The 12776-nt window shown below is 32.8% G+C and carries 13 protein-coding genes; all 13 read left to right on the top strand.

The window, feature by feature from the left end:
* Nucleotides 1-11: 11 nt before the first annotated feature.
* A complete protein-coding gene (locus HCJ45_RS14860; protein WP_222717874.1) occupies nt 12-476 on the top strand; it encodes a hypothetical protein in 465 nt (154 codons plus the stop codon).
* Nucleotides 477-1127: 651 nt separating this feature from the next.
* A complete protein-coding gene (locus tag HCJ45_RS01460; protein WP_187123806.1) occupies nt 1128-2507 on the top strand; it encodes a toxin Cry1Ac domain D-VI-related protein in 1380 nt (459 codons plus the stop codon).
* A gap of 135 nt (nt 2508-2642) precedes the next feature.
* Nucleotides 2643-4547, top strand: a complete 1905-nt coding sequence (locus HCJ45_RS01455) for an LPXTG cell wall anchor domain-containing protein (RefSeq protein ID WP_185397316.1) — start codon at nt 2643-2645, stop codon at nt 4545-4547.
* 36 nt (nt 4548-4583) lie between these two features.
* Entirely contained in the window at nt 4584-4859 is a 276-nt protein-coding gene (locus HCJ45_RS01450) for a hypothetical protein (protein WP_185458974.1), read from the top strand.
* A gap of 23 nt (nt 4860-4882) precedes the next feature.
* On the top strand, nt 4883-5272 hold the full coding sequence (locus HCJ45_RS01445; protein ID WP_185397314.1) for a hypothetical protein: 390 nt from the start codon (nt 4883-4885) through the stop codon (nt 5270-5272).
* A 72-nt stretch (nt 5273-5344) separates the two neighbouring features.
* Complete coding sequence (locus tag HCJ45_RS01440; RefSeq protein ID WP_185397313.1) at nt 5345-5548, top strand: hypothetical protein; 204 nt, start codon at nt 5345-5347, stop codon at nt 5546-5548.
* Complete coding sequence (locus HCJ45_RS01435; RefSeq protein ID WP_185458973.1) at nt 5545-6960, top strand: FtsK/SpoIIIE domain-containing protein; 1416 nt, start codon at nt 5545-5547, stop codon at nt 6958-6960. The genes HCJ45_RS01440 and HCJ45_RS01435 overlap by 4 nt, the downstream gene beginning before the upstream one ends.
* A complete protein-coding gene (locus HCJ45_RS01430; RefSeq protein WP_185397311.1) occupies nt 6957-8039 on the top strand; it encodes a replication initiation factor domain-containing protein in 1083 nt (360 codons plus the stop codon). The genes HCJ45_RS01435 and HCJ45_RS01430 overlap by 4 nt, the downstream gene beginning before the upstream one ends.
* A gap of 181 nt (nt 8040-8220) precedes the next feature.
* Nucleotides 8221-8520 (top strand): hypothetical protein, encoded by a 300-nt coding sequence (locus HCJ45_RS01425; protein WP_187123805.1) that lies wholly within the window; start codon nt 8221-8223, stop codon nt 8518-8520.
* Between the two features lie 28 nt (nt 8521-8548).
* Nucleotides 8549-9601, top strand: coding sequence for a conjugal transfer protein (locus HCJ45_RS01420; RefSeq protein ID WP_187123804.1), 1053 nt, complete (start codon nt 8549-8551; stop codon nt 9599-9601).
* A gap of 13 nt (nt 9602-9614) precedes the next feature.
* Entirely contained in the window at nt 9615-9863 is a 249-nt protein-coding gene (locus tag HCJ45_RS01415) for a hypothetical protein (protein ID WP_187123803.1), read from the top strand.
* Nucleotides 9863-10258 (top strand): TcpE family conjugal transfer membrane protein, encoded by a 396-nt coding sequence (locus HCJ45_RS01410; RefSeq protein ID WP_187123802.1) that lies wholly within the window; start codon nt 9863-9865, stop codon nt 10256-10258. The genes HCJ45_RS01415 and HCJ45_RS01410 overlap by 1 nt, the downstream gene beginning before the upstream one ends.
* Nucleotides 10259-10262: 4 nt before the next feature.
* Nucleotides 10263-12764: an ATP-binding protein gene (locus tag HCJ45_RS01405; protein ID WP_187123801.1), complete on the top strand. Its 2502-nt coding sequence runs from the start codon at nt 10263-10265 to the stop codon at nt 12762-12764.
* Nucleotides 12765-12776: the final 12 nt, after the last annotated feature.

The following is a 12776-nucleotide window of genomic DNA, read 5'->3' as shown; positions in this document are numbered from 1 at the left end:
ATAAAAAATATATGTGTCATGAGTTATATAATATTCAAGATACCTCTAGACCAGAATATATAGTTAAAAACGAGAATATACAGCTACAAACTGATCTTAAGCAATTACAATCAACCTTAAAGCACTTGAAAGTATTTGTTGGGCAATCGAAAGGAAAACGAAATAAAATTTCACATTTTAATTATCTTAATGGACAGTTAGGGAAATCTATTTTAGAATTATTTGATGATGCCCGGGATGTACTTTCCTATGATCGTAAACTAAAAAATGCGGTATCTAAGTCTTTGAAAGAAATTTTGAACTCCCACGGAATGGAAGTGACATTTAAACAGCTATATAAAACCTACCATCATCTAGAAATTGAGAAACTACAGCCTAAAAAAATACAACATTTGGGTGATAAAAACACCGTTTATTCCAATCAAGTTTCCGAAGAATACTGTCAACTGGTAAGAAATTTATTGACGATGAAGTGATTTATAAAGCATTAATTAAGTCTAATTGAAAGCAACAATAGATTCAGTGAAAGCTGGAAAAGACCCAATTATTAAACAAAATATTAGCAAAACACAAAGAAAGTAGCCTCAGTAAAATTATATTTACTTATAAAATTGAAGGAAACAATTTCAGGTGAAGAAAGAAGAAATCCAAACAAAGATATAGATGTCTGTCCAAAAAAACAATGTACCAATGCCGTACAGGATGGATATTGAAACCAAATTCTACTAGTCCTGAGTTAACCACAATATATGTAAAATAATAAATGAGATTTTCGATGTTATAAATCAAGAGAGGGCAACAGTTTTCTCTTGATTAAGTATTTAATTTTCTAGTTTACATAATATATAACTTGGACAAATTTTTATAAAACAATAATTTCTTTAAAGTTAGTTCTTAGTTGAGCTAACTTTTTTTACTGATTGTTCTTTGACAACTAAATAAAAAAACGCACTTGAGATAAATCAAGCGCGCTTCAAATAAAACTTCAACAATTTTATTATAAGCGTTTTAGCTTGATTTGTCTATAAGTGTATTGCTCTTAAACGAAACTAATAATGTAATATATTTTATATGTTATAAATAATTTAGTAAGATAAGTTATAGATAGGCAAAAAGGAGTGGAAGAAATGAAAGGGAAAAGAACGATTTGGATAGTTGTTTGTAGTTTTTTAGTACTAACTATTTTTGTTTCTGTATCTTTAGTGAAACATCAAGAAGCTGTAAAAGCAGAAGAGAAACAAGAACAGAAAGAAAAAGTGGTAAAAGATAAGGAAGAAGCACTTGTTTCAAATACAACTTCTAGTATTGAGAATTTGTTTACAGATGAAAAACAAAATAAACTTTCTGATACATATAAAATAGAAGATGTGGAAAATATAGAGAAACAAATTAAACAAATTAAATCAAATTCGATACAAAAAAAATTAACTGCTGAATTGGAAAAAGCAAAAAAATTATTTAGTCAAGTACAATCAGCACAAAAACAAGTTTTAGGATTATTTAAAGACAATACAAAAAAAGAATTAGCAACGAATGTAACAAATGATTCAATTAATAAGGCAGAAAAAGCACAACAAGCAACACCTCAAGAAATTGCAAAAAAGAATTTACAAAAAGATATAGCATTAGCCAGGAAATTATTAACACAAAAAGAACAAGAAGCTAAAAAAGAACAAACTAAAAAAGCAGCTAAGAAAACTGAAGAAAATAAAGTTTCTAGCGTAACAAATGAAGCAAGTAGCAACGGACAAACAAAAGAAAATAATGCTTCTTCTAATAAAGCTAATTCAAATGGTTCAAGTCAAAAAGATGGAAGTTCAGCTTCTAGTTCTTCGTCAAATAACCAAACTAATTCTTCGGGGAATGTAAGTGGAAGTGGAAAACAAACTGCAGGTTCGAACTCAAGTAACAAAGGTAATTCTAGTGCTATCAATCAACCTATTGTTGCAAAAATGAGCTTAGCCCAACGATCAAATCAAATTATTACAGTTGTTGCTTCTGGAAGTAGCGCACAAGTAAAACTGTGGGAGAAAAGCAATGGAACATGGAAACAAAGCCTTTCAACTTATGGACATGTTGGCAGTCAAGGGGTCGGTACTGGTAGTGAGTATGCTAGTAGAACACCTCGGGGAGCTTATGGACTAAGCTTTGCATTTGGAACACATAATCCCGGAACAAAATTAGGCTTTAAACAAATAACTAAAAATTCTTATTGGATTTCTAATGTAAAAGATAGTCAATACAATACTTGGCAAGAACGTTCAAGTTCAAGTTCTAAGGATGAACATTTAGCTGATTATCCAACGCAATATGAATATGCAATGGCATTAAATTATAATCATGGTGTAGGAGGTGGCTCCGCTATTTTCTTACATGTCGATAATGGACGAGCAACAGCAGGTTGTATTTCTGTTCCAAGGTCTACTATGTTACAACTAATGAAAACAATTCGAAGTGGTGCCTATATTGTCAATGTAAATAGTGAACAAGAATTATTGAATTATTAAAAGAATAGAAAGCATATTAAGAGCAAATAGAAAAATATTTGCTCTTTTTTTGTTGCTTAAATTTGAGAGGGGGGATGTGATGGTAAGAAAATGTTTGACTCAAAATCAATGAATAATCTAAAAGGTGGTAAAAAAATGAACCAAACATTAACTAAAAAAAGTTTTAAAGTACTACTTCTTGTTTTTATAATCGCTTCTAGTGTATTAAGTGTTACACCAGCAACTATGAAAGCAGAAGCTGCAAGTACTACAAAGGTTAGTATTGTATCTAAAAATGTTACCTATTTACATGGGCCGGATACAGGAACGGCTGTGCGAATGATTGATAGACTAAGGGATTCAGCAAATAAAGTTGTATTTTGTATTAATTTTAATTTGCCCAGTCCAGATGGATTAACTTATAATCAAGCGGAAAAATTGGATAATGCGACTAGTTATTTATTAAATGCTTATTACAAAGGAAATTCTAACCTAACTGGTGATAAGGCGTATGATGAATATCTTGTTCAAGGGGCTATTCATAATATCAAATCACCTAATGATTTTTCATTAACTAATCCTGCTGGTGAATTATATGTTGATTCAGATGGTTCTCATAAAACAGTTAACAAAATTAAAGCGTTGGTTGCGGAAGCGAAAAAAGCTGGAAGTCCATCTGTGCCAGAATTTGATAATCAGTTAAAAGTATCTAATTCAACGGTGCAGACTTCGTTAAAAGATAATAAATTTGTATCTACACCTGTAACAATTACAGCAAAAGGTTCTGGGACTATAACTGCTAAATTAACAGGTGCGACAACAAATAGTTATATTGGAGATGAAAATGGAAACCCAGTAAAAGAGATTGAAAATGGTTCTAAGTTGACTATAGTTGTTCCAGCAAATGATTTGAATGGAAAAACTTTACAAGGAACAAAAATAGATTTGACTGGAGATTTTGAACAAGCTTATCCTAGTGCGTTTCGTTTAACTGGGCAAAAGGGTCATCAAGATATTGCGACGTATGGTTTAGATACTTTTCAAGAAAAGAAAACAGCTTCTTTTACTACAAATATTCAAGCAGTTACTGGTTCTGTTGCTGGTGTGAAAATTACGGATAGTAAAAAACCATTACAAGGTGCAAAAATTGAAGTAAGAAATGCGAATGATAAATTAGTAAAAGCTGTAACTACAGCTGAGGATGGTTCTTGGAATGTTTCTAATCTTGGATTTGGTGAGTACTATTGGTTAGAAACTGGGACGGTTGATGGATATGTGCTAAATGGCGAAAAACATTCTTTCACGATAGATTATAATCATGTGAACGTGAATGCTGGGGATTTTGTTAATAAACTAAAACGTGGAAGCATTGAAGGAGTAAAAGTAGATTCGGAAACGAACAAAGCGTTAGCAGGGGCAGAGTTCACTTTGACTGATAATGAAGGACAAAAACAAGTTGTTACAACTACTAACGATGGCATGTTCAAATTCCAACTAGAAGGTGGAAAAACATATACCTTAGAAGAAACAAAACTTCCGGAAGGCTATAAAGGTTCTTTCAAACAAGAAAATATTTCCCTTGCAAACGATGGGCAAATCTTTAAAATTACTGCAAAAAATGAAATTAAAAAAGGATTGCTAGAAGTAACCAAAGTAGACAAAAAAACAGGGGCTAAATTAGCTGGTGCTGAATTCACTTTAACGGATAATGCCGGAAAAAAACAAGTATCGGTTACTTCTAAGGAAGGATTAGCAAATTTTGAAATTAAAGCAAATAAAGTTTATTCGTTAACGGAAACGAAGAACCCGAAAAACTATACAGGTCAATTTAAACAGGAAGGTATTACACTTAAACAAGATGGACAAGTAATAAAAATTAAAGCAGAAAACACAAAAAATATCGTTGTCAACCATACAAAAACACTAAAGAAAATAGAAAAAGTAGGTAAATTAGTTAAAACTGGGGATTCTATGAATATTTGGTGGGTTGTTGCTGGTTTTGCATTGCTTGCTATTGGTTTGGTTGTGTTGAGAAAAAATAAAAAGAAAGGAAATCAATAAAGAAAAGTAAAATAAAAAAAGAACGGGGGTGAAGACATGGCAACAACAGCGATCAATTTAAATTCTATCAACCTAGATATGCTTTGTCCTCGTGATAGTGCTAAATTAGATTTTACAAAAGCACTAGATGAATATTTTTCTCTTGCAAAACAGTTGAGAGTTAATATAGATGGTTGTTTTAATTTGACTCATTTGGAGGTGTTGTTATTACGTAAATTGAATGCAGAGTTTCTTGTAAATCAGTCAAAAGCAATCCGTTATTTTGCAAAGCTGGAAAATATAAAATTAACTATGCTACTTTGTAGCAAATAAAAAAATGAAAAGAGGAAGTATAAATGAAAATTGAATTAACAGAAGGACAAGTGCAAGCGAATTTAGGAGAATTAAGATTCATTGGTGCAAAACCACAATTTGGATTTGAAGATGGAAAAAGAACGGATGTTATTGAAACAGTTACTTGTAATATTGGCGCTCCAGTTGTTGGTGGCTCAATTGATATTAAATTAGAAACAAATAAAGTGCCAAATATTAAAAATTATGCAGTGGTAAAAGTTGTAGGTTTAGCCTATGAACCATATGCTACAACAACAAGTTTTAATGGTAATACTCGTGCGAAGATGATGGATAGGTTTACAGGTATTGAGATTGTCCCAGTCAATGCGAATGATCGTTTAGCTGATGAAAATGGGGAAAAAATAGAAGAAAAACCAAAAGCAACTAAATAAGTGAACAACAATTAAGGGCTATTGTAAGAAAACAATAGCCTTTTGTGTGTTAAAAAAGGAAGGTGAGATGTTATGGAAAAAGTGGATTATAAAATGATTTTGTTTTTGGGATATGCAGATGTTACTTGTCCTTATTGTAATGAAGATATGCTGTTTCATGAAACAGAAGTAAATCTTGATAATCTCTATTTTGAAGGAGCTAAAGGTGTGAAAGTGAATTGTGTCCATTGCAAAAAAGAAATGGTATTAGGTGAGTTTAGTGAGGTAGTCGAATGATACGAGAATTTTTCACATGGAAAGGAATACGAATACAGCCGTATATGCGCCATCTGATTATATATACTGTTTTGTTTGGCTTATCTGTCTCTATTATTGCGCCATTTGTCTTATATTATTCATTTCCAAGTAATGTTTTGTTTACTTCTGTTATACGGAATATTTTACTTCTATTGCTTGTTTTTACTGGTTTGTTTGTTTTGGTATTTTCTAAATTACATAAATATCAACGAATAGCCAATATGCTTTATTTAGGACATTATTTTTTAGTTGATAATGTAACGGTTATGCCATTGCTGGGACAGAAAAAACGAATGAAAAAGAAAATTGTCTATTATCCACGAGTTTATGTAAAAGCAAGGCGACGAAATGTAGAAGTTGTTGTCTTATTGGATGGTTCGAAGTTTCATGAAAAATTTAAAGGTTGGGGAAGTGCTTTAGAAGATATATTTTCAGGTGATTTACAACAAAAATACTTGAGAAATAGCTACTTGATTTATGATGTTCGATTAGGAATTTCAAAAGACAGAGTAAATATACTTGATACTTCTGTGGAAAATTATCAAATCGAGTTAATGAAGAATTTTTGTTGGAATATTGCTAAGACCCCACATGCTTTAATTGTTGGAGGAACAGGAGGAGGAAAAACATTTTTCTTGTTTACAATATTGATTAATTTATTAAAAATGGGGGCGAAGGTGTCTATATATGATGTGAAAAGGTCTGCTTTAGCTAGTTTAAATGATATATTACCAGGGGTTTTTGTTGAAGGAAATAAGATTATTAAAAATATGCGTGAAACGTATGAAGCTATGATTAATAGATTTAATGCCATACGATCTAGAGAGGACTATAAAGCTGGTGAGGATTTTAGATATTATAAATTGAAACCAGTTTTTGTTATTATTGATGAATTTGTAGCTTTACAACAAGGGTTTGTAAAAAAAGAAGATAAAGAAAAATTTGGTTATTATTTACGGCAAATTGTTTTGATGGGGAGAGAAGCAGGCTTTTTTTTAATCTTAACTACGCAAAGACCGGATGCTAGCTTTATGCCGGGGGATATTCGTGACCAGTTAGGTTTGCGGATTGCCTTAGGAAGAATGTCGAGTGATGGTTATAACATGGCGTTTGGTCGAGTTGATAAAACGTTTGTGAATTTTGAAGGCGAAAAAGGACGAGGTTATTGTTTTATGGATGGTGTAACCACAGAAGTGCGGAGTTTTTATAGCCCTTTTGTTCCAAATGATTATAACTTCAGGAAGGAAATTGCCGGATTAGCTAGCAAAGCGTACGAAGCGTGGGCGCAGGAGGCGCCTGACGGAGTCAAAAGCGGAGAAGCGGAGCTAGCAAGCGGGGCTATGCCTCGCGTGAAAGTCAAAGAAATAGTATTGGAGGAAGACGAAGAATGAGCGAAGCGATAAAACCCACCGACACTAAAAGGTGGGTATCTAACCCAGAAATAAAAGAAAATGAAGCTGAGTATCTGACTGCGTGCATTGATTGGATTCAGATTACAGTTAAATCGCAAACACCAGAACAAATATGCGAGAACCTTTTACAAATTCCTTTTGATTTGATGATTGAAGATGAAGGAACTGGTATATTTGGAGCTTCTGCGTTTCTATGTTTCGATAAAATTCGTTTGTTAGTCACTCGAAATAAAGGTGAAGTAGCATTTTACCAAATATTATTAGCTGGGCAAGCTTGTCGGCAATTTGAATTGTTTTTGAAAAATCAAAAACGGACTTGGTTTGATTTTATTCGAGATTGTATAAACGATAATGTTCATTTTACGAGAATTGATTTAGCGATTGATGATAGAAAAACGTATTTTAAGATTAATGATTTGTTAGATTTGGCTCAAAATGGACTTTGTCAAACTCGATTGAAAATCGGAAAAAAACATGGTTCCTTTCATTTTTCAGATGGAGAAAGTCGGGGTGATACAGTTGATTTTGGTAGTCGTCAAAGCGAGTTTTTTATGACATTTTATGAGAAGAACTATGAGAGAGCGAATAAGTATGATACAGATATAGAACAATTTGGTGAATGGAATCGTTATGAATTGAAATTCAGACAAAATCAAGCTTTACAAGTTGCTTCTGAATTGGCATTGAAAAAAGATGTGATGTCTGTTGTTTTACCGATTTTGAATGATAAAATCCGTTTTTTAGCGAAGCGAACAGATAAGAAAAAAGAGCGCTGCCCAACTTGGGAGCCGTGGGCGGAGTTTATGAAAGATGTAGATAAGATTCGGTTAAGTGTAGATCCTGCGAAAAAAGATTTTCCGGCATTTTATTCTTGGTTGCAAAATGCAGTAGCTCCGAGTTTGTGGATTGCAGAACAATTACGTGAAGATTTTGGGGAGGATATTATTCAAACTGTCATAGATAACGCTAAAATTACTAAAAAACATCAACAAATGTTAGCTAAATATAAACAAGAATATCAATTAGCTACAGGAAAATTAAAAGAAAAGATGGGATAAACAGGAAGTGTCAACAGTAAATGTCTGACTGAACGAAGAGAAGGAATTTAAGGAGTTGATACGAGCGTACGCACTACACGCTAATGTTTGCAAAGGTTGCTAAACGTTTGCCGAGTTCCCGACGGCGAGGGAAGCTTTTGACCTTAAAAAAGCACTAAATTATAGAAAGGAAGAAAAGTAAATGTTAGTAGCAAATACATTGAATAATGAAATGCGAAAATTGGGTTTTCAAGTTTTTGTATCGAATGCGGTTTATATGCGTGATGTGGGCAAAAATACAGTGCTAGTTGTAGAAGCAGAAATGCCAGATAGAAAAAATATACCCTCACATGGTGTGTATGTTTATACCTTTTACAAGGCGCAGTATTTAAATGAAAAATTAATCCGTTATAAAGTGTATGCAGAAAAAGTTTCGATTCGTTATTGTTTGATGAAAGTAAAAAAGCAAGTCGCTTTTTTGAAAGCACATGAATTGATTTAATAGATAAAAATTAGAAGGGAAGGAACTCATGATACAGCGATTAAAAGATTTTTTTCAATTTATGATGAAGGATTATAAAAATGTTCGTTTTCGAAAAAAAGAAAAACGCACGATAAAAAAAGAAAAAAATAGCGTTTGGATAAAGCGCGTTATCTGGTTGGTGATATTCTTTGTTTCGATTTCAGGGGTGTTAGGTTATTTAAAAGCAGTGAAAGCGGAACAAAATACCGAGAAATTTGTTCAGCAGGTAACGAAAGAGAAAAATGATAATACGGTATCCAATGAATCGTCGGAACCCATGTATTTGTTTGCGAAAGATTTTATTTCTAATTATATTAATATGCCTAAAGGTGACAAAACGGAGTATATCAAGAAGATAAGTACTTATATGGCACCGGGAGTTTTAGGAAATGAAATTTCTCAAGTAGAAGAAGGTCGTGAGCTAACAAGTAATGTTTTTTATGATTCCTTTACACAAAATGAACATGATGTTGTGGTGTATCAAATTGCGTATAACAATATAAAAACAGAAGAAGCGACGAGAGAAAAACAGGTGAAAACGAAACAAGGAAAAAAAGTAGTGACAAAAAAAGTACAAGAGAAGTATCAGAAGGAAGTAAAAACACCTGTGAAAGCATTAATTTTCATTCCAGTTAAAAAAGTAAAAGATAAATTTTGTGTGGTAGAAAATGTTTATTTTGAAAAAATACCCTCTTTAAACACTTCGAATGGCAATAAGATAATGGATTCAGCGAGTGAACAAGGTTTCGCTTCTGTTTCTGCAAAAGAGAGTGAACAGGTGGAAGCATTTACGAAACGCTTTTTTGAACATTATGCGACTGATTCCGTACAAGATATGGCGTTTCTTATGAAAGAACCGGAAAGTTTAGAAGGATTGAAAACATTCCAAGATTTAACCGATTTGAAAGTTTACAAAACTAAAAAAGAAATCATTGTCAAAGTTTTAGTTAACTTTCAAGATAATGGAACAAGCATGATAGATACACAAACATTTACGTTATTTTTGACGAAAAAAGAAGGACAATATTTTGTTCAGAAATTAACACATACATTGAATTAGGAGGAATAGAAAAATGGGGAATTTACATTTAATTTTAGGTGCAGCTTTACCAACGTTGGGAAAATTAACAGATTATGTGAAAACAGAGGGTGGTAATGCGGTTACGATTGTTTTAGTAATCATGGCTATTTTCTTTTTAGTAAGGCAGAAAATTGGTGCTTTTATTGGTTTTTTAATTTTTGCGGCGGTTATTTTTCTAACTATTGGTAACCCTGATTTAATTATTGATGGGATAAAAGCAGTTTGGGAGATGGTTGTTTGATGGAAAAAAAAGAAGTGTACAATTACAAATTAGCGTATGAACACCCTTATGTCATTCGAAAATTAACAAAAAAGATACCTGTACCATTAGGTGGTATGCGCTTATCTCGATTCATTATTATTGTGGTTCTATTTTTAGTGGAATTACTTTTTAGAAATACTATCTTTGCTTTGGGCGATTTGATTAGTGGGCTAGATTTAGTTGTATTTATAGGAACTCCATTTCTTTTATCTGGTTGGTTATTAAAACTAAATCCCGATGGTAAAAATATTGCTTTTTATTTATGGGATTACATGCTTTATTTTTTTCAAATAAAATTTTCAAAGATGAGATTATCCAATGATGTCAAAGTGTTGTATATGGAAAATAAAGTCCATACACAAGAAAGAAGGTGATTGAATGGCTTTTGAAACACCATTTAAACAAGTACAAGGAAATTTACTTCTGACAAAAAAAGGGGATATTTGGGCGTATTATCGCCTTTCCCCTATCTTTGTTAGTTTTACAAATAAAGAAGCAAAAGAAACACAAAAAAATCGTTTTGAACAATTCTTAGCTGAATTGGAGCATTATAAGGATTTTGAGTTACGCATGGTACCCAAATTGGTAGAATTAGAAAAAATGAATGAAGAATTGGAAAAGGATTTTGACCCTAAAACAAAAAAATTAGGGCAGTATTATGCGAAGGAAACAGTTTCGATGTTGAATAAGTCCTTAGATTCGATTACTCGTAGTGATTTTATTGTTGGGGTGAAATTGAAAGAAAACGTATTAACGATGGATTCTGCAAAGAGTCAATTGAAAAATGCGTTGGATTCTATTTCAGATACTTTTTTATCGTTATTTCAAATGACAAGAGATGTAGAAGATACGTTTTTTGATCGATTTAAAAAGATAGAAGAGGATTTACTTCGACTTATACAAACCGTCAAAGGGCAGAGAGTGACAGAAGACGAATTAGTTTATCTTAATCGGTATAATTTTATTCGTGACATGCACCATAGTGTAGAAATGGAATCGAAAAAACGTTCGGTAGAAGCGGTGACGGATTCGATAATTGACCCTACCCATCCCGGATTTTTAAAGTTACAAACAGGGGATTGCGAAAGATGGTTAACTCATGTGATGGTGGATAATTTTGATTTTAACATGCAGTTTTCTCATTTATTTGAACGAACCCAATTTTTTCCTTTTCCGTTAGAAGTGAATGTAAAAGCAAAATTTAGGAATAAAGACGCTGTTTTGAGAAAATCTCAGCGAACGAAAACAAAAATGAAAGAAATGGGAAATGACAAGGTAGAAACAGAAGGCACGGTAGATGATTCTGTTCAAAAGTCCCGTTATATTTTAAACAGATTAGAAAATCAAATAAATGGAGAAAATAAAAAATTTATTAGTTGGATGGTTTCCATTGTGGTAACTGGTAAAACGAAAGATGAATGCAAGGCTAGAGCGAAGTCGGTTGAAAGAACGCTTGCTCGGTCACGTATAAGCGTAGTAAAACCAGGTGCAGACCAATTGCAGTTGTTTTATAAGTTTTTACCTGGTCAATCATTAGAAGGTCGTCATTGGATTCAACAGACCACTTGTGCCGGATTAAGTGAAAATTTGTTTCAAATTTCGCAACGACTTGGAAATAATATAGGATTTTATTTAGGGCGAATTAATCGGCTTTCGAGTAGTACGGATTTAAAGCGTTCTATTCATTCTAGTCGTGATTTAGTTTTCTTTCACCCTTTTATTGCGAACAAGGGGTTAGAAGGAGCGATGACCGATTCGCCTCATATTTCTATTACTGGACAAACAGGAAAAGGAAAATCCTTTTTGATTAAAATGTTGTTGATGTTTCTTTCTATGCTCGAGGTTGAAACATTATATATTGACCCTAAAACGGAAACGAAAGACCAGTTTATGCGCGTAGCTAATGACCCTTATTATCAAAAACATTTTCCTTTATTCTGTAAGCATTTGAAATCTTTTCATTATGTGGATTTAGAGGCAGATGATAAAAATAGTCATGGTGTGTTAGACCCGTTGATTATGCTAAAAGGTGTAGAGGCAAAAGATACAGCACAAGCGATTATTGAACAGATTTATAATTTAGATGATAAAGATGATGTAAAACGTGTGTTATTGCGTTCGATTGATGAGGTTTTAATGGAGCGTGAGGCAGGGAAAAAAGTTGGTTTTATGCATGTAATAGAGCGTTTAATTGCGGATGAAGAAAAAACGGTTTCTAATGCTGGAAGATTATTATATGAACAAATTCATCATAGCATTTTACAATTAGTTTTTTCTCGTGGTGATACGGATGGATTAAAAATTGAAGAAAAAATGACTATTTTAGGGATTAAAGGATTAGATTTACCTGATAAAAATACCGACCCTCGTTTGTATAATAATAATGAAAAGAATGCGGTGGCTATCATGATAGCTCTATCAAAATTCTGTAGTATGTTTGGTATGAGAGATAGGAACAAACACACATGTATTGTTTTTGATGAAGCGTGGATGTTGATGTGTTCTAAGATTGGTGCGAAGTTAATTCAGTCTATGCGTCGAATTGGTCGAACATTTAACAATGCGTTAATTCTTGTTACGCAATCGGTTCGGGATGTAAATACAGAACAAGACTCTGGAAACTTTGGTGTTAATTTCGCTTTTGATGAAAAGGATGAACGGAAAGACATTTTAAAATTCATGAATTTAGAATATGACAAGGAGAAGGCAAATGCCAATGAAAAATTATTAGCCAATATGATAAAAGGCGAATGTTTGTTTAAAGATGTATATGGAAGAACAGGTAAAATTTCAGTACATTGCTTGTTTGAAGAATGGGCGGAAGCGTTTAAAACGGTAGACCAAACGCATTCATCCATGGCAGAAAAAGCATTTGCTTAGGGGGTGATAAGA

The sequence above is a fragment of the Listeria immobilis genome (assembly GCF_014322845.1).
GTDB classification, from domain to species: Bacteria; Bacillota; Bacilli; order Lactobacillales; family Listeriaceae; genus Listeria; species Listeria immobilis.
The sequence above is the reverse complement of the archived record's forward strand: the minus strand, read 5'-3'. Positions and strand labels throughout refer to the sequence as shown.